The sequence below is a fragment of the Candidatus Poribacteria bacterium genome, assembly GCA_021295755.1.
Taxonomy (GTDB): Bacteria; Poribacteria; WGA-4E; order WGA-4E; family PCPOR2b; genus PCPOR2b.
This window is the reverse complement of record JAGWBT010000012.1, coordinates 14,661-34,785: the sequence shown is the minus strand read 5'-3', so window position 1 is coordinate 34,785 and position 20,125 is coordinate 14,661. Positions and strand designations below refer to the sequence as shown.

Genomic DNA, 20,125 nt, shown 5'->3' with positions numbered 1-20,125 from the left:
GGTTGGAACGATACCTATACCTATATGAAAGCCCTCGGTGAGCAGATGATTGCGAAGACGCGAGGTGATCTGCCGACGGCAATTATTCGCCAATCAATTATGGAGAGCAGCCTTGAGGATCCGGAGCCGGGTTGGCTCGGTGGTGCGCTACGCATGGCGGATCCACTAATTGTTGGTTTTGGAAAAGGACGTTTGCCGGATTTTCCCGGCGACCCGGATAGCATCCTTGATATTATCCCTGCTGATTTCGTTATCAACGCTATTTTAGCGGCGACTGTGCAGACGTATTACCGTCAAGGCATAGAGGTCTATCACGTAGCGAGTGGAGCGCGCAATCCTCTGACTTTTGGCGATATCGTCAACATCACTCACGACTACTTTACGCGACAGCCATTATTAGATAACGGGGTGCCGATACCTGTTCCTGTATGGAAGTTTCCGGATGAACAAAAATTCCAGAAGGATCTTCGTCAGAAGCTGCATTTGCTCGACACAGCCAGTCGTTGGCTCAATCGCCTTCCGTTGAGATGGGCAAGGCGGAAAGAGCGCCGAATCGCAGTTAAAAAGAATGCCATTGAAACCCTACTACACTATGTGCAGATTTATGGTCCCTATGTCCGCCTCAGTTTTGAGTTTGAAATTGGTAAGACAGAAGCACTCTACGATTCCCTTTCGCCTGCCGATCAACAACAATTCAACTTTGACATGTCACGGATTGATTGGCGACGTTATTTCCAAGAAATACACATCCCAGGAATCAAACGACACTTTCTCAAACTAGGCGACGACTCAGGAAGTCAGAGAATCAGCGAACCGACGCCTGATCGTATTGGCGAATTACCGGCGGATACCTCCTCCGAAGAAGAATTTAGAGCGCACAATGAATCCGCAGAGCCGCCCGTCAACGAATCCTCCAAACCGATCGAGCGTCAGACAATGATAGATTTGGTTGCCCGACAGGCAGAATCTATTCCGGATAAAATCGCGTTGCAGATGAAACGCGGTAGCGAATGGGTGCGATATTCTTATAGTCAACTTTATGAGGTTTCACGGCAGGTTGCCTTTGTGTTGTGGAAGCGTGGTTATCGTAAAGGCGATCGGGTGATCCTTTTTGCCGAAAATCAGCCGGAGTGGGGTATTACTTATTTAGCTGCTGTACAGATCGGGGTTATTGTCGTTCCAATTGACCCACAGACCGCTGAAGAAGAAATATTCGCACTTGCGGAGTACACTGAATCAAAAGCGGTTTTGGCTTCTGAAGCCTGCGTTACTCGTTTACAGAGTACCCCGATAAAGCCAAGTGCGGAATCGACATCACCGGAGTTCTTGAATATCAATAGTTTCTGCCAACCTTTTGAACGTGAGCAGACCGAAACCTCTGTGCCTACGGGCTCGAAACTCCCCCCAGTTCCTGATAATTTTCCTGATGTGGACATCGATCCAGATACGGTTGCGTCGATCATCTTCACAATGGGCACGACTGTAGATGCACGGGGTGCGATGATTTCACATAGGGGGTTTATCGCAAACGTTGTTGCCGTTTCGCAGGCACTACCTCCCGAAGACACGGATCGATTCCTTTCAGTTCTGCCGTTGTACCACGCGCTAGGGTTCTCTTGCAATTTCTTGATGTCGATTTACGCCGGTACAACCATCACATACACCAATAGTTTGAGACCGACCTCGATTTTGGCGATCATGCGGGAGACCAAGACTACCGTGCTGATTGGAGTGCCGCGCTTGTTCCAACTGCTCTACGATACGATTAAACGTTATGTTGTAGAGTCCCCTGAAGCAATGGAAGCGCCACTTGATCCAGAGGTTGTCCAAGAGATTCAAGCTGCATTGGGAGGGCATATCCGCGTTCTGGTCAGTGGGGGTGCTGCATTGCCGGACGAAGTGTACGATCGATTCATGGAGTTTGGATTAACAATTTATCAAGGCTATGGCATGACAGAAGCCTCTCCTGTTCTGAGTGTAAATCCTTACCACAAAAGCAAGCGGGGAACGGTCGGACCTGAAGTTCAGGGAGTAGAACTTCAGATTATCAATCCTGGCAAGAACGGTATTGGTGAGATCGTCGCAAGCAGCCCCAGCCTGATGCAAGGCTACTATCGAAATCAAGCCATGACAGAACAGGTGATTCGAGATGGGCTGCTCTATACAGGCGATTTGGGTTACTTTGATGAGGAAGGTTATCTGTACCTCACCGGCCGCAGCAAGGATGTGATTGTGTCTGGTGCCGGGAAAAATATCTACCCGGTTGAGCTTGAAGCACTCTACCAACACAGTCCCTTGATCTCAGAGATCTGCATTGTTGGGATGAGCACAGATAATCTGTTTGAGGCAGCACACGCTATCATCGTTCCAGTTCATGATGATGATCGAGATAGGACTGAGGTTGAGAAAGCCATCCATCAACACATTCAGGAACGTGCCCAAGACTTGCCGACATATCAACATCTCCAAACAGTATACTTTTGGGATACTGAATTGCCCAAGACCTCGGCTGCAGTGATAGATCGCCAACGTGTTAAAGAGGTCTTGCAAGAACAACTCTCTCGGCAGACACAAGAGGCTCCGCAGCCCGATCCTGTCAAAGATACTCTGGCTACCGATGGAAACGAGGATACCTTGAAGTCAACGGTGGCTCCTGACACACCTGCGGGGGTCGAGGAGGTTATTATTTCTGAACTCAGTCGTTTGGCGCGTCTACCGGCGGATCAGATCCATTTAAATAGCAATTTGGGGACAGAGCTCGGACTGGATTCAATGGCGCGGGTGGAATTGCTGCTTCTGCTGGAGTCTAGACTGCAACGCTCAATTCCCGATGAGTTGATTGCCAAAATCCAGACGGTTGGTGACGTAACGGAGACAGTCAGGACGTTGCAATCTGATTCCGCACCGCCTTCTATTGATGAAGAAACATCTGCCTATATTGTACGGTCTGAATCCTCACTTATATCCGCTGCACTGGCGACGCTATTTCGATTCGGTGTGTGGGCTATCTATAGGTGTTACTTCTCAATTAAATGTAATGGACTGACAAATCTGTCGCGTGAGCCGTATATCATCGCTGCAAATCATTCGAGTCACCTCGATACTCTCGCAATCATGACCGTTTTGGGTGACGAATGCAAACGCCTGAGAGTTCTCGCTGCGAAAGATTATTGGTTTAGCACCCGTTTCAAATCGTGGTTCTCCGGCGAATTGCTTAAATTCGTACCGTTTGATCGGCATGCTAATTTCTTGCAGGGGCTCCGAATTTCGCAGGAGGTACTGAAACAGAACGAGTGCCTGCTGATCTATCCCGAAGGCACCCGCTCTGTCACCGGGGAACTTCAACCGTTCAAACCCGGACTCGGCTTGTTGGCTTATGAAACTGGATCCCCAATTGTTCCCGCTTATATTGACGGTACTTACCACGCGCTGCCTAAAGGCAGAAATCTGCCGCGTAAGAGCCGTATTCGGGTGACTTTTGGTAAGCCTATCATGCCATCTAGCGGACACGGAATAGAGAAGACGGACGCCGCTTCAGGACTGGAACAGGAGACTTACAGGAAACTTGCTGATGCCGTCAGGGCTGAGATTGAAGCATTACGAGCGGATTGTGTAAATCGTGAGGCGTAAGATGTCAGCGGAACAGAAAAAAACGGCTGCCTTTTTTGATGTTGATGGCACCATCGTTAGCACAACCATCGTCCACTATTACGTCCAATTCCGGTCTTATCTGCTCCCTTCCTTTTTTCGTCCCTTCTGGATTGCTTGGTTTACGTTGAAAGTTGTCTATTACTTTTTTCTAGACAAAGTAAGTCGCACAAGATTCAACCGAGTTTTCTATCGCAACTATCGAGGGCTGGATGCGGAAAATGTCAAACAACTCGCTGGTGAGCAGTTCGAGACTTATGTGCGCTCAAAGTTATTCCCCGCCGCTTTAGATCATATTCGTGAACACCAAGATCGGGGAGAGTTGGTTGTGCTTGTAACCGGTTCCCTTGATTTTATCATCCAGCCCCTTGCCGACTATCTCCAAGTAGACGCTGCGTTGACTGTACAACTTGAGGAGGCGCATGGAAAGTTTACGGGGGAATTGACAACGCCGCCGTTGAGCGAGGCGGAAAAAGTTCGCGCTATCCAAACTTTCGTCGAACAGCATAATGTTGACCTCGCTGCAAGTTATGCGTATGGCGATAGCCGTGCAGATCTGCCCATGCTAGAATGCGTTGGTAACCCGATCGCCGTCAATCCGAGCAAAGGGTTACGGCAGGTTGCAATAGAATCGGAATGGGAGATTAGTGAGTGGACGATCGGCGGAAAATAGAAGAAAATCGTAACGGATAAAAATAGAAAGTGCACAGGGGTAAGCATGGGAAAGTCGCGATTTATCGAGGATACTCGTCGTTCCCCCCTATCGGGGGAAACGACGGAATGTGCAAGGACCAACGCGTACAATCGCCTCTTGTCTTTTCTCATTTTTTCTGATTCTTTGTGTGGAGAAAATTATGAAAGTTAATCGTTATTTCGAATCACATCACGAACCGAATGACACCATGTTTGTCGAAATCGACAACCGATACCGCTTTACCGGGCGCGGCACTGATTGGGGAAAATTCCGAGACCATCTGATTACAGTTATTAAGGATACTATCTCCGATGAAGTTGCTGAGGACTTTGAGAGGAACACGGAGGATTGGGTATCCGCTAGTACCTAAGATTTGAGAGGGTCACCCGTGGACCAGATTTTCATATTCGACAGGGCGAAAATCGGAGTAGAGTTGGATCGATTTGTTGATCATGCGCAAACCCTGACAGCGCCAAAGGAACTTTCAACGGCGATCCAAGCGTGGGATACCATTGCGTCTGTCGCCGTTGCACCGCCGCTTCTGGCACAGGCGAATCTGTCACTTGGACGGATCTATCGGGAGTGGGATGAACTGTTTACCGCCCAAAGGTTCCTTGCGAAAGCGCACGAGGTGGAGCCGGTAGATCCAACAATCCGATCAGAGTTAGACTCCCTCAATTGCCATATTGCTGACAATCAAACGTCCGTTTTTGATGAAAGGGCGCGAAAAAATAGCGATTCAATCATCTCGCTTTTCCGAATTGCAACGGGACTCAAACTGCTTCAGATGGACAAGCCGGTGCAGGCGTATCCCCTGATGAAGAGCCGTACCAAAATTTACCCGAATGCGGCGGTGGCAAAGCACCTGCTCACAGGCATTATTATTACAGAGGATGAGAAAAACTCGGCAATCGAATTTCTGGAGACAGGAGAATGGTTGACGAGTACACAACACGAAGTGTACGCCATCACCGATCGCGGATTGTATGCGTTTTATACGGAGTTGGCGAAACTCCACATTGCCAATGAAGCGTATGACGAGGCGGCTGCATGCTACGAACAGGCGTATTGGCTCGATGATTCATCGACGGATCTGTTGTATCACAAGTTAATTTGCGACGCAAAATCTCAGGCGTGGCAGGTTGGGTTTGCACTTCTCGATTGGCTTCCCGATGAACTGCCGAGCGAGATTGAGCCAGTGGAATACAACAGTGCCGCTGCGACAATCTGTGGGCTTGCTTATCAAGCGACGCAAGATCCGACGGTTGGGGGACGCGCAGTTGCAATGTGTGAAACCGTTTTAGAAACTAACAGAAGGAATAAGGAAATATCAAACCTGCTCAAATCCTTACGTTCCGAAAAATCCCTCCAGCCCCACCTACCAGAAGCGAAATCCAAGAGAAGATGGTGGCGCCGGTAAGCGCTGCGGTGCTACTTAACTACGCAGTATCGCCCCCAGTTCCCGTTCTAACTGTTCTAAAATCCCACCGTGAATCCGATCGACAATTTCATCCGTGAGTGTCTCCGTTGTCGAACGATATTCAATTGCAAACGCCAAACTTTTCTTCCCTTCGGGCACCTGTTCGCCTGTGTAAACATCGAATAGGTGCAACCCAGAGACTAGCTCGCCGCCGGCAGATCTGATGACTTCAGTCGGACGGCTGGCGGGAGTATCCGCATCTAGCACAATGGCAAGATCCCGATTGACACTGGGATAGATTGGGATAGGTTCAAATTGTTTCATCGGTTCTACCACGTCAACTAATCTCTCGAAATCGAGTTCGAACAGATAAGCCTCGTGAGGCAGGTCGTAATTTTCCATCACCTCCGGGTGGGCTTCACCGAATACGCATAGCGCTTTATCTTCAACATGAATTTCTGCCCGGCGTCCGGGATGGAAGGCTGGGTGATCGGTGTGGGTGATAGTATAATTTGATACCCCGCATCGGCCTAGCATGCCTTCGACGACCCCTTTGATGTCGAAGAAGTCTGCCGGACGGAGCGGATCGCCATATATACCTGCGCCGAGATTGCCCGCTATGATACCTGCGACACGCTCAGGCTCATTGGGATATTCATCCGTGCCGTTTGGAATGAAAACTTTGCTGCACTCAAAGAATTGTACATCGTTGATTTGATGGTTCCGGTTACGCTGGGCGTTTGCGAGCAAGCTAGGAAGTAAGGTTGTTCGCATGATCGACTGATCTTCGCTCAACGGATTCGCAATTTGAACCGCCTGACGGAGTGGGTCTGTTGATTCGAGACGGATGCGATCGAAAACATCTGGATGATAGAAGGCGTAATTCATCGCCTCCATCATGCCGCATTGTAGGAGATACATCTTCACACGCTCACGTAGATCTTCCTTTGGGACAACCTTCGGAATAGGGATGTCGCCTCTTGGCAGTGTGGTTGGGATATTATCGAAGCCGTAAACACGCGCAATTTCTTCGACCAGATCGATCTCCTGTCCCACATCGGGGCGGAACGTGGGAGCCGTAACTTCAAACGTATCGGACACAGTAAAGCCAAGGCGGGTCAGGATGTCGCACATGTCATCGGGGGCAATCTCGGTTCCGAGGACAAAGTTGGCACGTTCTGGACGGAGTTTAATATTGAGAGCTTCTCGCTTACTTGGATAGACATCGACAATCCCCGCACAGATCTCTCCACCGGCGATTTCCGCGATGAGTTGTGTCGTACGGTTGAGAGCTGGAATAACACCTTCAGGGTCTGCACCACGTTCAAATCGGTGGGAGGCTTCTGTGTGCATCCCCAAAACCTTCGATGTTTTCCGAATGCTTGGCGGGTGGAAGTATGCACTTTCCAGTAACACGTCAACCGTCTGATCGGTAATCTCCGAATCGAATCCGCCCATCACACCAGCCAGCGCAACCGGGTTCTCCGCGTCAGCAATGACAAGCATATCGGGGGTCAACTCCCTCTCTTCCGCATCAATTGTCTTCAATGTCTCACCCGGCTTGGCGCGACGCACAACAATCCGGTTCTCAGTGAGTTGATGGTAATCGAAAGCGTGCAAGGGATGTCCGTATTCCATCAGGACGTAATTGGTAATATCAACGATGTTGTTAATCGTTCCAACGCCGATCGCTTCAAGGCGACGCTGTAGCCAAGTGGGCGAAGGTGCGATTTTTACCCCGCGGATAACTCGCGCTGCGTAACGTGGACAGAGATCTGGTGCCTCAATCGTTACATTGGTGAGATTGTTAATATCCGTTAGCCCCTGTTGGACATTTACGGCGGGCAGCCTGAGTGAATTTTCGGTGATTACGCTGATTTCCCTAGCGACTCCAATCATACTGAGGCAATCGGGGCGATTGGGCGTAATCTCAAGTTCCAACACAACATCGTCCAGACCGAGAGCTTCGACAATCGGTGCGCCAATTTGTGTTTCGTCGGGGAGTTCCATCAAACCTGACGCCTCATCTGAAATTGCCAACTCTTGTTCCGAACAGAGCATCCCTTGCGATTCCTCACCCCGGATTTTTGCCCGCTTAATCGTCAATCCGTTGGGCAACTGTGCCCCGACGAGCGCGACGGGGGCAACCAATCCTTCGCGCGCATTCGGGGCGCCACAAACGACTTGCGCGTCTGCCCCCGATCCCACATCAACATTGCATAGCACTAGTTTGTCTGCCTGTGGGTGCTTATCCACGGTGTTGATTCTACCGACGACCACGCGATCCAGTCCCTCTCCAAGTTGTTTGATGGATTCGATTTCCATACCGAGCATTAGCAAACGCTCTGATAGTGCTTCAGGGGATAGATCGAAATCGACATATTCTTTTAACCACTTGATACTTACGTTCATGATTCATTTTCCTCCACTTATCTCAAAACTGTTGGGCGAACCGCATGTCATTGTCAAACATCAACCGTAAGTCTGGGATGCCGTACTTCAAGGTTGCAATCCGATCGACACCCATGCCGAATGCAAAGCCGGTAAACTGTTCCGGATCGTAATTGACATAATGGAAGACATTTGGATGCACCGAGCCTGCCCCCAAGATCTCGAGCCAACCGGTGCCTGAACAGAGACGACAGCCCCCGCCATGGCAGGTTGTGCAGGAGATATCGACCTCCGCACTCGGCTCTGTGAATGGGAAGAAGTGGGGGCGGAAGCGGGTCCGTGTTCCCTCTCCGAACATCTGTTGCACGAAAGCGTATAATACACCCTTCAACTCACTGAAAGTGACTTGCTCGGCAACTAGCAAACCCTCGACTTGATGGAACATCGGTGTGTGGGAGGCATCGGAATCGCAACGATACACTCGCCCTGGGACGATAATTCGTATGGGAGGCTTCTGCTTTTCCATGTAGCGGACTTGAACCGGTGAGGTATGTGTTCGCAATAGTAAGCTATCAGTGATATAAAACGTATCATGTGAATCTCTGGCAGGGTGCTCCGCGGGTGTATTCAGTGCATCAAAATTGTAATATTCATGCTCAATCTCGGGCCCTTCAGCAACTTGGAATCCCATGCCCCGGAAGATCTCTTGAATACGATCAAAGGTTTGTGTCACCGGATGCTTTTTCCCCAGCTGCGGTGGGCGGCCAGGCAGCGTAATATCCACAGCCTCCGCTGCAAGTTGATCCTCTCGCACTTGTTGGTTCTGGGTTCTTTCAACTTGATCAAATGCCTCTGTGAGGTTTGCGCGTACTTCATTCGCAAGTTTACCAACAACTGGTCGTTCCTCTCTAGAGAGTTTCCCCATGCCTCGCATCACCGTGGAGAGCAGACCTTTGCGTCCGAAATACTTAATCCGCAGAGATTCTAGTTCGCGCAAGTCGCTTACAGTTTCGAGGTCTGTCAACCCTTCAGTCTCGATTTGCTTTAACTCTTCTTGCATATTTATCTCCTGTAAAATTGCAAAAAAAACGCCTATCACCCCGTCCAAGGGACGAAAGTGACAGGCGTCAAGATCTTCCGCGGTACCACCCTTATTGGCAGATATACTATCTGCCCACTTCATTAATCGTTTCGGTAACGGTGAAACTCCCGGCACGAACCTAATTGCCAAAATTGGCGTTCAACTCGGCGGCTCCAGGATGAAATTCGGCGACTCGTTCTAAAGATGCGCTTTCAACCGGTGACGCATCCTCTCTAATTAGAATACTCGAACCGCTTACTTAGTCCTTTCATAGCCTTTACGCAAACTCAATTTTTAGCCTTTCGCAAGTTCCACAATCCGGGCAAATCCAGCCTCGTCGTGGACAGCGAGGTCAGCGAGGACCTTACGATTGAGGTCAATTCCCGCTTTTTTCAATCCGTTCATAAAACGGCTATAAGATAAGCCGTGCATCCGTGCAGCGGCATTGATACGGGCAATCCACAACTGCCGGAATTCCCGTTTCCGCGCTCGGCGATGGGCATAGGCATAATTCCAACCCTTCTCGACAGCCTCCATCGCAGACCGCCTCAGATTATTGCGACCACCACGATAGCCTTTTGAGTGTTTCATGATTCTTTTGCGGCGTTGGCGACGGACGCTACCTGTTTTTACTTTTGACATTACAATCTCCTTAAAACGATATTGGCAACCACCTAGTTGGGAAGCAAGCGACGCAGCCTTTTCTCGTTTGTTTCATCTACGAGAGCACTTCTCCTGAGGTTTCGCTTCTGTTTCGCTGTCTTTGATATAAATAGGTGATTGGAATAAGCCTTGCGTCTACGAATTTTTCCATTTCCTGTGATTTTGAAACGCTTGGCTGAGCCTTTATGTGTCTTAATTTTCGGCATTTGACTGGTGCTCCTCTACTTTTCGGCATTTGGCGTCAAGATCATAAACATGGAACGACTTTCCATCCGTGGGGGCGATTCTATCTCGCCAACATCTGCGACATCTGCTGCAAACCGCCGCAGCATTTCCATCCCAAGATCTGTGTGCAGCATTTCACGCCCACTGAATCTAACAGTTGCTTTGACCTTCCAGCCGTTCGATAAAAACTCGCGGGCATGGCGCAGCTTGAATTGAAAGTCGTGATCTCCGGTTCTTACAGAGGGGAATTTTATCTCTTTCAGGACAACTTTGGCTTGTTTCTTTTTTGCTTCTTTCGCCCGTTTGCTTTTCTCATATTGGAACTTACCGTAGTCCATAATTTTGCAAACTGGCGGATCAGCATTTGGAGAGACTTCTACCAAATCAAGTCCTTCTGCCTGTGCACGGTCTAGTGCTTCATAAACAGGTATGGGTCCAAGTTTGTCGTTTTCGGCAGTGATCAACAAGACCTGCCTTGCCCGAATTTGTCGATTCACTCTGTTTTGCTGCTGTTGCGTTTTTTGCTGGTAACGCCGACCTCTATTTTGAATCTTTGACACCCCTTCTTAATCTGTTGGTGTATATTGTGGAGATCAATTCCTACAATATACAGTGAGTTCCATTTGCTAACTGTGACCTTAATGAAACGGGTTAAAAGTCGAAGTTTTATTATGGAATGTGACACACTTCTAGAATATTTTAGCACATCCGAATCTATGAATGCAAGTGAAAATCCTCTGATATAGATATGTTTAATCTTTGGAACCTCACTCTAAAAGTAATTAACTGTCCAGAGTGTACGTAAAACGATTAGACCGATTCCCATTCCACCGAAGACAAGAATCAGCAGGATACTCACAAGCATTGCCAGCCGGATAATTTTTTTTCCCAATGCGGGTTGCTCAATCGACCAAGCGTGTGCCAGCCAGAAGATCAAGGCGACGCTGATAAGAATTAAAATTGATGCCCCCAAGACACTAAGTAAAAGCCCTGAGAAGTCAACCATCATCATGCTTTCGATCAAAGAACCGCTCTGCGACCAGTGTTTGATAACACCGATCAGAATTCCAATGAGGCTTAGAATGAAAATAAAAAAAGCGATCAGCGTTTTTATGAATGCCGTTTTCATGTCACTCAGAGCGGTATGACCTTGCCGGGGTTCATGATATTTTGTGGGTCTAGGGACTTTTTGATAGTTTGCATCACATCAACGCCTAGTCCGTGCTCCTGTTTGAGAGCGTCGATCTTGCCCAGTCCGATGCCGTGTTCACCGGTACAGGTGCCGTCCATCTCAAGCGCGTATTCTACGAAAAGTTGACTGAGCCGTTGTGCTTCCTTCAACTCTTCGGGACAGTTGGGATCGAGGGGGAATACCACGTGGAAATTGCCATCTCCTACATGCCCAAGCAGCGGCGCAATTAAGCCAGATGCTTGGATTTCCTTCTTAGTTTTGAGGATACAATCCGCCAAGCGTGAAATGGGAACGCAAACATCCGTGACATACCCAACCGATCCGGGGCGGAGTGCCAGTGAGGCGTAATAGCTGTCATACCGTGCTTGCCAGAGTCTGTTGCGCTCTTCCTCTCCAGCTGCCCACTGAAAGCCTTCCCCACCATGTTCGCGAACAATTGTGCCCACAGTTTGCGCTTGCTCGGTCACCGCTGATTCTGAACCGTGAAATTCAAAAAGGAGTGTTGAGGCGGCTTTGTAATCTAGGCCTGAGTAAGCATTAACCGCGCCCATTTGCACTTCATCCAGTAACTCCAGTCGCGCCACGGGAATGCCGGACCCAATCACTTGGATAGCCGTATTGGATGCTGCTGCAACATCTGAAAACGCACATACTGCTGCCGAAACAGCCTCCGGTGTTTTCACCAGTTTCAATGCTACCTCTGTGATAACGCCCAGTGTTCCTTCCGACCCCACAAATAACCGCGTCAAATCATAGCCCGCGGAGGATTTACGGGCGCGACCTCCGGTGCGGATGATATTCCCATCGGCGGTTACTACTGTCAATCCCAGTACATTCTCTCGCATGGTGCCGTAACGTACCGCGGCGTTACCTGATGCGCGTGTTGCTGCCATACCGCCCAACGACGCATCTGCCCCCGGATCGACGGGGAAGTAAAGCCCCGTCCCCGTTTCAGAGAGATGACTGTTGAGTTGGTACCGTGTGACTCCTGCTTGCACTGTTGCGTCCATGTCGCTCTGATTGACCTGAAGAATTTGGTTCATCTGCGTCAGATCGACGCAGATACCCCCATGGATAGCCACAACCGCCCCCTCAACTCCGGTCCCTGTACCAAAGGGAACAATCGGAACCGAATACCGGGCACAGATTTTCACGATTTGGGAGACTTCAGTGTTAGTGTGGGGGAATGCGACAGCATGCGGCAGATGGGGTAGGTGATGAGAAACATCCTTTGCGTGATCTTCCCGAACATCTTTCGCCGTGGTTAGGCGATCGCCTAGCAAACTGTGTAATTCACTGAACACTTCAGCGCTCATAGCGGCATCTTGGTGGTATTGTGCGGCTGTATGGCTACTCATCCTATCTCTTCCTCATACATCGTGGAGGATTCCCTCTCGTCTTATCCTGTGAAATGGAGATTTTGGACATGTCAATCATCGGGAAGCGGTTTCAGAAGTCGGAGGGTCAAGTATCTACGTTGGGCGTGTACGCGATGCGCCAAAGAGTTCCTCTAACTTCTCCCGCACTTCAGTGAACAGGCTCGGACTAGGTGGGGGATTCGGCGGTCCGAGTAGGTTGTTGGGATACAGTCCTTGAAGTTGTACTGTTGACTTCATTACCCCCAGCCAGTTTTTGTCAATTGCCCATTTGAGCCAGGGTTCTTCATAACGATAAACCATCTCCCATCCTTGAGCGTAGTTTCCTTCAACTAGCAACTGATAAAATTGCAAGGCGATATCGGGGCGGAAAGGTGCGATGGGACACAGGTAGGCAGGTGACCCAATCTGGTGTCCGAACACGAAGTTGCGCATTTGTCCGCCGCTGACCACACCAAATCCTTCATTCTTTGTGGCGCGGACCAAGTCGTAATAGTCATAAAAGGGATGTGCATCGTTCTTCATGCCAACGATGTTGGGACGCTGCGCCAATTCCGCTACAACCTCCACGGGGAATGGTGGTGGTGCAACACCCCAGAGCAATAACGGTATGTCGGAGGCATCTTCAATCAGGTCGAAGTATCGGACCAATGTCTCTCGCGTCTTGGGCAGCCAGGGGTTAATTTGCACCTTGACAGCATCAACGCCAACGGCGTCAGCGTGTTTCAGAAAATCGCAGGTCTTCGCTGGTTTCCAGTAACTGGTAGATGTAATGTAGAGCGAGCGTCCGTCGTTGGCGGACGCAATGGTCTCTGTTAATTCCCAGAGCTCTTCATCACTGATGCTTGCAAATTCACTGCTCCCGTAAGTGAGCAAAAGCACAGGGGTATTCTCTTCACATAGCCAGTTGACATATGCTCCGATGGCGTCGTAGTTGATTGTGCCATCTACATTGAAACAGACATTGATGGGGACTACCGGTCCTTTCATACGTTCTAATACTTGTGCAGCTCTGTCCATGATTAAGCCTCCAGCGGCAATATGCAAATGCAAATAAGGTATTGCTACCATCCCGCCTGTTTAAGAAACTCTAACGCCATAAGCGTATGCCCTTCCGGATTTGGGTGAACGCCATCTTGGGTTGTCCACAACGCTCCCTGCCGCGCAGCCACCGCTCGGTCAAACGCTTCGTTTGTGCGTATCAATTGGGCGTTAAACTCGTCCGCGAGCCGATGGATAATCTCATTATAAGCATCAACGTCTAACGGGCGGGGCTGGGGGACGTCTTCCTCAATATAAAAAGTCTCGAATATGAAAAGTCCTGCGCCCAATTCATCCTTCGCACGAGTGAGGATACGTCGATAGCACGTCTCCCACTCTGGCAAATATGTTTCGTTTGGAATATCTGCCCCAAGTTGCCGTGACGCATTATTGATGCCAATCTTCACTGACAACCAGTCCGGTTTTTCGGTGATAACATCTGTATCCCATCGCGCTTCAAGTCCTTCAACGATATCGCCGCCGATGCCTTTATTGACATACTCAATGCGACGCTCCGGATATTTTGCGGTGATTAGCTCCGTTACCTTTTTTACATAACCGCTCCCAAGTGGCGCGTGGTCGCCGCGCCGCCCGCAGTCGGTGATACTATTACCAATAAAAAGCACCTTTTCACCTGATTGAAACAGTAGGTTGCTCATAGGTTTCCTCTCATTTCGGCTTCACTCGTCCGTGGCCGAAACTATAGTTTTGCAAGGGAATTGCTGCAATAGAGACAGATCTTGTGTCCCGATCCGATCGGAAGCAACCACAAGTTTCTTAATCCCGATCTATCGGGGGGGTGCCTCTACCATACAATTGTAGAGGATGGTGCACGGTCTGTCAAGACAAACTGAATTACCAAGCCGTTAAGAAAAATCTCAATATTTGTCACATTTTTGTTGTATTATGCGTTTGGTTTAGTAGAGGAATTGCAGGTGCCATCTTCATGTTTCATTCCGGTTGACATGGGTGCGACACCGTGATATAATCTTCACATCAAACCTGATTTTTTTGGGAGTATAGTATGCCTCGAAAGAGAACGATTGCTTTAACGGTAAGTCAAATCGCTTTAGGTGGTTCTATCGGTTTGGCGAGCGGATGGCTTTGCTGCTTGATTGTCGAGCTGCTCTTATGGAAAGGCTTAATCGGTGACCGTGTTCAGCACGGTTTTTGGGTAAGTTTACTCCTGCTTATTTCCTTTGGTGTGACATACGGGAGTGCTCTCGCTGGTGTTGCTGAAGGCGTTATCTTTGCCGGACGTCGCTTCGGCGTTAGTATAGATCGCAAGCGCACATATCAAGGCGCCTTCCTTGGTGCTCCTGCGATAGTAGCGTTGATGTCATTGCTGAATATCCACTGGGAAGCATTGGTTGCCTCGAATTTACTGTTCTACATACTCCTAAATGTAGCGCAATTACTTGCCCTTATCATATCTCTACCCCTTCGCATGTTGCTAGCGATAAAATGCCCTCCCGAGCTCTTGTACATCGTTGCAGCACCAATTGGCGCAATCCTTGGGTACCGGCTTGGTATGGAGCGGAGGCGGACAGCGTCAATTGAACCCTAGCCTAAATCCAGACTGTCAAGATTTTCAGACGCCATGCAATAGCGTGCCGGTGTGTGGCGAAACACCCTATGAATTGGAGAATCACCCAAATATGGAATATTTCGACCCGTTTGATGATAAACCAAGATGTGAATGTGGGGTGTTCGGCATTTTGGGACACCCTAGGGCGGTTGAATTCACTTACTTGGGTTTACGCGCCCTTCAGCACCGTGGTCAGGAAAGTGCAGGAATTGTTGCTGCAGACGACAATGCGTTCACATATCATCATGGTATGGGACTTGTTGCGAATATCTTTGATTCGGATACCTTGGGAAAGCTGGAGGGCAAACTTGCGCTGGGACACAACCGTTATTCGACAACCGGGCATAGCACCCTTCAGAACGCCCAGCCGCTGGTGCGGGAATACAAGCGGGGGCCCCTCGCGATTGCACACAATGGAAATCTTGTCAATGCCCAGCGTATCCGTAATGACCTTGAGGATGCTGGTTCAATTTTTAGCACGACTTCTGACACAGAGGTTATTGCTCACCTCATTGCCCGTTCCCGACAGACGCTGCTGGAAGATCGTATCTTGGATGCGCTCAAAGAGATTCGCGGTGCGTATTCACTTGTCTTCATGGGAAGATCTATCTTGATCGGTGTGCGAGATATATACGGTTTCCGGCCACTCTGGTTAGGTCGCGTTGGTGATTCCTATGTTATTACCTCTGAAACGTGTGCCTTCGATGTGATTGAAGCGGAGCCAATCCGCGAGATTAGTCCCGGTGAAATGGTTATTATTACCGAGACAGATAAAGAACCGGAATCATTTATGTTTGGGCAGACGTTACCCCATCTGTCACAATGTATTTTTGAATATATTTACCTTTCGCGTCCAGACAGTGTTGTGTTCGGTGAACTCGTTAACCGGCCCAGACGTGAACTTGGTAGACAGTTGGCACGTGAGTGCCCCGCAGCAGCAGACATTGTCATCCCTGTGCCAGATTCAGCAACACTTTCTGCGTTGGGATATTCAGAAGAATCGGGTATTCCGTATGATGTAGGACTCTACCGGAACTCCTATGTGGGACGCGCTTTCATGAACCCGTCACAAGAGGTTCGCGAACTGATGGTCAAGGTGAAATTGAACCCGATTCGTGATGTACTTGAAGGCAAGCGCGTTGTGGTGGTTGATGATTCGATTATGCGGGGAACTGAGAGCCGGAAGTTTGTAAAGATGCTTCGTCAGGGCGGTGCTACAGAGGTCCACGTCCGTATCGCTTCTCCGCCGAATAAATTCCCCTGTTTTTACGGTATTGATACCCCTACCCGCAAAGAATTGATCGCTAGCTCACACACCATCGAAGAAACGTGCAAATACATCCGCGCAGATAGCTTGGGATACCTCAGCATTGAAGGCATGCTCAAGAGTATGAAGTCGCCCGAAGATTTTTGCACGGCTTGTTTTGATGGAAGCTATCCAGTTGAATTTAGTGGGCAATCGACGTCACAACTCCCTATTACTTTTATGAATAAAGGGGATTAATGGTTGCAGAGGAAGCCATTCCCAAGGAGTAACCCGATGCAGAACAGATTGAGAAGAGAACGGTCTGAATCTTCCCACCCTTTTCAAAACGTCCGACGAGGCTTATCCACATCGCAGGGTCGATTCACCTTTTACGCCATCATCTTATGCGCGGTTCTTGGCATAGTGGTATACCAACCAGCGATCTTATTGGTTCAAAAACTGAGTCCAACAGTTACTCCACAAGTCGCCGCAGAGCAGGCAATGTTAATCACTGTTGGATTATGTATTGTGGTATTAGTCGCTTCCCTGTTAAAGATGGATAAGATAATGACTCTCATTGGCAACCGACGCTTAGAATCGTTTAATCAACGCATGGAGAAACGAAAGGAATCTGACAACTCTGATGTCTGAACAAGGGTTAACATATGCTAGTGCAGGCGTTTCCATCGACGCACAAGAGGACGCTCTGAAACGCTTAAAACCCCTTCTCCAATCGACTCACCGTCCAGAAGTCTTAAGCGAGGTTGGTAATTTCGGGGGGCTGTTTGCACTCGGTGAATACGAAAAGCCGGTCTTGGTGTCTAGCACTGACAGCGTTGGCACAAAGCTCAAGGTTGCCTTTATGACAGGACGACACGATACGGTTGGGTTCGATATTGTGGCGCACTGCGGAAATGATATCCTTGTTCAAGGGGCGGAACCGCTTTTTTTTCTAGATTACATTGGCACAAGTAAACTCCACCCTGAGGTCATTGAGCAGATTGTGAGTGGCGTGGCGGCGGGCTGCCGGGAAATCGGATGTGCGCTAATCGGCGGAGAAATTGCAGAGATGCCGGAACTCTATGCGATGGGTGAATATGACCTCGTCGGTACAATGGTCGGTGTGGTCGAGGAGGCGCAATTAATCACGGGAAGCAGGATTGCGCCGGGGGATGTCTTGGTTGGTTTGAGTTCACTTGGCTTGCACACAAACGGTTTTTCGCTTGCTCGGCGAATCGTGTTTGAGGTTTGCAGCTATGAAGTAGATCAGTACATTCCTGAACTCGGCACAACGATTGGCTCGGAGCTGCTTGCGTGCCACAAGAGTTACGTGAAGAGTGTCCTTGCCCTATCGGAATGTTGCGATATTAAAGGCATCGCTCACATTACGGGTGGCGGGTTGTCAGATAACATCATCCGCATTCTTCCTCCGAATTGCTGTGCAGAGGTTCGGAGAGGCACATGGGACATACCGCCAGTCTTTCCCTTTCTTCAGGAAAAAGGTGGCGTGGATGAGGCCGAGATGTACCATGTTTTTAATATGGGCGTTGGGTTGGTATTGGTGCTGCCGTCGAATCAGATCGATATAGCAATTGTCTCACTCCGAGAGTCGGGTGAATCACCTTCTCTGATTGGTGAGATTATCCATGGAGAAAGGTGCGTCGAAATTATCTGAAAAAACTCGATTAAAGGCTGAGATAATGTTCCAGCCGCCGTTTTTCTGCTAGCACTTCAACTCGCCTGCCGGATTTGTCTCCACAAGACCTGCCGCCCACCGGTCCCTACGTCACCCAACATATCGTGGCTTCCCTTCAACTCCAATTCTCAATCCGTCAACATTGAAAAAAGTGCGAAGTTTGTGTGCCTGTACAGACCAGATCTGTGTTAAGGCAACTGTGCCTCAATACGGTTTACATCCTGTGTCGCTTGATCAAACTGCTGAATTGACCTCAACAGTGCTTTTGCCACCTTATCTTGGTAGCTAGGAGAATTGAGTTTTTTGTACTCTGCTTTGTTGGATAAGTATCCCAGTTCGACCAAAAGGGCTGGCATCTTGGTATCGACAAGGACTCGGAAAGGTGCGCGTCTGACCATTTTGTCCGGCGCACTTCGATTCCGATTTCGCGCTCCGAGATGGGAAGCAAGTGCGGATTGCACAATACGGGCGGCTTCCCAACTATATTTTTCAACGCCTCTCTTATTTAGATTACTAATAATAAAATCGATGGGGTTGATGCCCTCTTCGTCGTTTTCCCATTTGGCTAATTCTGCTGCGAATTTATCAGTCGCTTGTAAGTTAAAGATATAACTCTCCAATCCGTGAACACGAGAATTGGGATGTGAGTTACAGTGAATGCTGATAAACAGAGTCTCACTAGCTGGGAATTGATTGGCAAAACGGGCACGGTCTGTTAATGAAATCCAATGGTCTCCTGACCGGGTGAGGTAAACGTTATATGTCGTTTTTTCCCGAATTAGTGCTGCCACTTTGCGGGTAATTGTCAAGTTAATATCCTTTTCATCTTCGCGTCCCGGACCGACATTGCCAGGGTCTCTACCTCCGTGTCCAGCATCGAGTACAATGGTGCTTAAACGAAATGGAGGTTTGGTTTTAGTTGTAGGTTCGGCGGATTTAGATGCACTTGCTAATAGCCCTGTGGTAGATACAGACAAGAATAGCATCACCACAAGGATGAGCGATTTCTGTGTTACGTTCATTTGTCTTCTCCAAGCTATATTTTGAATAAATCGCTATGCTGCGCCTAACGCAGGGTTTCTTGGATTGGTTTCATGAGAACGTGTGTAAACGAAAAAAATAGTACTTGTGGCTTTGACATACTCCCAAACCTAGAGGATTGGGATTCCCGTTCCTCAAGGAGTGGAATTGTGCTATCGACAAAGTTAGCCATCCGAAGGCGGTCTTACAACTTCTCCTTCAAGGGTTGATGCCCCAACCCTGAATATATTGATAGCGGCATTACGATCTCTATCTAACTGCGTGTGGCAGTCTGGACACTGCCACGTTCTATCACGGAGACTCAACGTTTCATTCACCGCACCGCAAACTGAACAGGTTTTACTCGAAGGATACCATCTATCAATGAAAGTGATTGTGACGCCTTTTCTGGATGCGACATACACCAACTTCGTGCCGAAATCGGCAAAGCCGAGATCACTCACCTTGCAACCCCAAAGCGACTTCATGCCTTGTAGATTCAAATCCTCAAGGCGTATCTCATCGTATGCGTCGGTGAGTTAGTGTGCCAACTTCCAATGGAAATCCTGGCGTTGGTGTTCAATCTTTCGGTGCTTACGACAAAGATTAAGCCTTGCTCATTGACGATTCTTTGAACCTTTTCGTTTCCGTGAATGGTTACGGTTCGCATGTTTGATAGCGTTGAGACTGCGTGTGAAAGACTGTGGCGATTCTATATCGTTGCCGTCTGACCCTGTAAGATAGGTCTTCAGACCGAAAATCGCATAGTAGTGACTTGAAGTGCTACGCAGTGATTCCAGACAGAAGCGTGTCCTTCTATCGTCGTGTGCAACGCCCGATTGCC

At 49.0% G+C, this 20,125-nt stretch carries 18 protein-coding genes, 1 pseudogene and 1 other annotated feature; of the genes and pseudogenes, 8 read left to right on the top strand and 11 right to left on the bottom strand.

All coding sequences use genetic code 11. The annotated features are described in order from the left end of the window. The 4 genes from J4G02_02945 to J4G02_02930 all read left to right on the top strand — a co-directional run. On the top strand, positions 1-3,630 hold a 3,630-nt coding region (locus J4G02_02945), incomplete at its 5' end, for an AMP-binding protein (GenBank protein MCE2393551.1). A 1-nt stretch (position 3,631) separates the two neighbouring features. After that, positions 3,632-4,321, top strand: coding sequence for an HAD family hydrolase (locus J4G02_02940; GenBank protein MCE2393550.1), 690 nt, complete (start codon positions 3,632-3,634; stop codon positions 4,319-4,321). Positions 4,322-4,502: 181 nt separating this feature from the next. Then, on the top strand, positions 4,503-4,712 hold the full coding sequence (locus tag J4G02_02935; GenBank protein ID MCE2393549.1) for a hypothetical protein: 210 nt from the start codon (positions 4,503-4,505) through the stop codon (positions 4,710-4,712). Between the two features lie 18 nt (positions 4,713-4,730). Further along, the gene (locus tag J4G02_02930) at positions 4,731-5,762 is read left to right on the top strand and encodes a hypothetical protein (protein MCE2393548.1); all 1,032 of its coding nucleotides are present in this window, start codon (positions 4,731-4,733) and stop codon (positions 5,760-5,762) included. A 15-nt stretch (positions 5,763-5,777) separates the two neighbouring features. Here J4G02_02930 and J4G02_02925 read toward each other — a convergent pair whose 3' ends face one another. The 9 genes from J4G02_02925 to J4G02_02885 all read right to left on the bottom strand — a co-directional run bounded on the left by J4G02_02925 (position 5,778) and on the right by J4G02_02885 (position 14,390). After that, on the bottom strand, positions 5,778-8,174 hold the full coding sequence (locus J4G02_02925) for a phenylalanine--tRNA ligase subunit beta (protein MCE2393547.1): 2,397 nt from the start codon (positions 8,172-8,174) through the stop codon (positions 5,778-5,780). A 22-nt stretch (positions 8,175-8,196) separates the two neighbouring features. Then, on the bottom strand, positions 8,197-9,213 hold the full coding sequence (gene pheS / locus J4G02_02920; GenBank protein MCE2393546.1) for a phenylalanine--tRNA ligase subunit alpha: 1,017 nt from the start codon (positions 9,211-9,213) through the stop codon (positions 8,197-8,199). A gap of 44 nt (positions 9,214-9,257) precedes the next feature. After that, positions 9,258-9,515, bottom strand: a binding site (T-box leader). A gap of 13 nt (positions 9,516-9,528) precedes the next feature. Then, positions 9,529-9,876 carry a 50S ribosomal protein L20 gene (rplT, locus tag J4G02_02915; GenBank protein ID MCE2393545.1) on the bottom strand — a complete coding sequence of 116 codons (348 nt, stop codon included), beginning with the start codon at positions 9,874-9,876 and terminating at the stop codon, positions 9,529-9,531. Positions 9,877-9,908: 32 nt separating this feature from the next. Beyond that, on the bottom strand, positions 9,909-10,103 hold the full coding sequence (gene rpmI / locus J4G02_02910; protein ID MCE2393544.1) for a 50S ribosomal protein L35: 195 nt from the start codon (positions 10,101-10,103) through the stop codon (positions 9,909-9,911). Positions 10,104-10,118: 15 nt separating this feature from the next. Further along, positions 10,119-10,673, bottom strand: a complete 555-nt coding sequence (gene infC, locus J4G02_02905; GenBank protein MCE2393543.1) for a translation initiation factor IF-3 — start codon at positions 10,671-10,673, stop codon at positions 10,119-10,121. A gap of 221 nt (positions 10,674-10,894) precedes the next feature. Continuing rightward, positions 10,895-11,251, bottom strand: a complete 357-nt coding sequence (locus J4G02_02900) for a hypothetical protein (GenBank protein MCE2393542.1) — start codon at positions 11,249-11,251, stop codon at positions 10,895-10,897. A 5-nt stretch (positions 11,252-11,256) separates the two neighbouring features. Then, entirely contained in the window at positions 11,257-12,672 is a 1,416-nt protein-coding gene (locus J4G02_02895; GenBank protein MCE2393541.1) for an FAD-binding protein, read from the bottom strand. Between the two features lie 114 nt (positions 12,673-12,786). After that, entirely contained in the window at positions 12,787-13,710 is a 924-nt protein-coding gene (locus J4G02_02890; protein ID MCE2393540.1) for a dihydrodipicolinate synthase family protein, read from the bottom strand. 44 nt (positions 13,711-13,754) lie between these two features. Then, positions 13,755-14,390 (bottom strand): SGNH/GDSL hydrolase family protein, encoded by a 636-nt coding sequence (locus J4G02_02885; protein MCE2393539.1) that lies wholly within the window; start codon positions 14,388-14,390, stop codon positions 13,755-13,757. A gap of 365 nt (positions 14,391-14,755) precedes the next feature. On the opposite strand from J4G02_02885, the gene J4G02_02880 reads away from it, so the two are divergent. The 4 genes from J4G02_02880 to J4G02_02865 all read left to right on the top strand — a co-directional run bounded on the left by J4G02_02880 (position 14,756) and on the right by J4G02_02865 (position 18,240). Beyond that, positions 14,756-15,298 (top strand): hypothetical protein, encoded by a 543-nt coding sequence (locus J4G02_02880; GenBank protein ID MCE2393538.1) that lies wholly within the window; start codon positions 14,756-14,758, stop codon positions 15,296-15,298. A gap of 91 nt (positions 15,299-15,389) precedes the next feature. Next, positions 15,390-16,823, top strand: coding sequence for an amidophosphoribosyltransferase (locus J4G02_02875; GenBank protein ID MCE2393537.1), 1,434 nt, complete (start codon positions 15,390-15,392; stop codon positions 16,821-16,823). A 36-nt stretch (positions 16,824-16,859) separates the two neighbouring features. Continuing rightward, positions 16,860-17,216 (top strand): hypothetical protein, encoded by a 357-nt coding sequence (locus tag J4G02_02870; GenBank protein MCE2393536.1) that lies wholly within the window; start codon positions 16,860-16,862, stop codon positions 17,214-17,216. After that, positions 17,209-18,240 carry a phosphoribosylformylglycinamidine cyclo-ligase gene (locus tag J4G02_02865; GenBank protein MCE2393535.1) on the top strand — a complete coding sequence of 344 codons (1,032 nt, stop codon included), beginning with the start codon at positions 17,209-17,211 and terminating at the stop codon, positions 18,238-18,240. Before J4G02_02870 ends, J4G02_02865 begins: the two co-directional genes overlap by 8 nt. Positions 18,241-18,449: 209 nt before the next feature. Here J4G02_02865 and J4G02_02860 read toward each other — a convergent pair whose 3' ends face one another. Together J4G02_02860 and J4G02_02855 are read right to left on the bottom strand one after the other, a co-directional pair. Further along, a complete protein-coding gene (locus tag J4G02_02860; protein ID MCE2393534.1) occupies positions 18,450-19,283 on the bottom strand; it encodes an N-acetylmuramoyl-L-alanine amidase in 834 nt (277 codons plus the stop codon). Positions 19,284-19,466: 183 nt separating this feature from the next. After that, positions 19,467-20,081, bottom strand: a pseudogene (locus tag J4G02_02855) (transposase). Positions 20,082-20,125 lie beyond the last annotated feature (44 nt).

Coding starts and splice junctions, on each gene's coding strand:
- J4G02_02900 (MCE2393542.1), bottom strand. CDS start 11,251: ATGAAAACGGCATTCATAAAAACGCTGATCGCTTTTTTTATTTTCATT.
- J4G02_02935 (MCE2393549.1), top strand. CDS start 4,503: ATGAAAGTTAATCGTTATTTCGAATCACATCACGAACCGAATGACACC.
- J4G02_02885 (MCE2393539.1), bottom strand. CDS start 14,390: ATGAGCAACCTACTGTTTCAATCAGGTGAAAAGGTGCTTTTTATTGGT.
- J4G02_02875 (MCE2393537.1), top strand. CDS start 15,390: ATGGAATATTTCGACCCGTTTGATGATAAACCAAGATGTGAATGTGGG.
- J4G02_02895 (MCE2393541.1), bottom strand. CDS start 12,672: ATGAGTAGCCATACAGCCGCACAATACCACCAAGATGCCGCTATGAGC.
- J4G02_02865 (MCE2393535.1), top strand. CDS start 17,209: ATGTCTGAACAAGGGTTAACATATGCTAGTGCAGGCGTTTCCATCGAC.
- J4G02_02890 (MCE2393540.1), bottom strand. CDS start 13,710: ATGGACAGAGCTGCACAAGTATTAGAACGTATGAAAGGACCGGTAGTC.
- J4G02_02860 (MCE2393534.1), bottom strand. CDS start 19,283: ATGAACGTAACACAGAAATCGCTCATCCTTGTGGTGATGCTATTCTTG.
- J4G02_02940 (MCE2393550.1), top strand. CDS start 3,632: ATGTCAGCGGAACAGAAAAAAACGGCTGCCTTTTTTGATGTTGATGGC.
- J4G02_02925 (MCE2393547.1), bottom strand. CDS start 8,174: ATGAACGTAAGTATCAAGTGGTTAAAAGAATATGTCGATTTCGATCTA.
- rpmI (MCE2393544.1), bottom strand. CDS start 10,103: ATGCCGAAAATTAAGACACATAAAGGCTCAGCCAAGCGTTTCAAAATC.
- J4G02_02880 (MCE2393538.1), top strand. CDS start 14,756: ATGCCTCGAAAGAGAACGATTGCTTTAACGGTAAGTCAAATCGCTTTA.
- J4G02_02870 (MCE2393536.1), top strand. CDS start 16,860: ATGCAGAACAGATTGAGAAGAGAACGGTCTGAATCTTCCCACCCTTTT.
- pheS (MCE2393546.1), bottom strand. CDS start 9,213: ATGCAAGAAGAGTTAAAGCAAATCGAGACTGAAGGGTTGACAGACCTC.
- rplT (MCE2393545.1), bottom strand. CDS start 9,876: ATGTCAAAAGTAAAAACAGGTAGCGTCCGTCGCCAACGCCGCAAAAGA.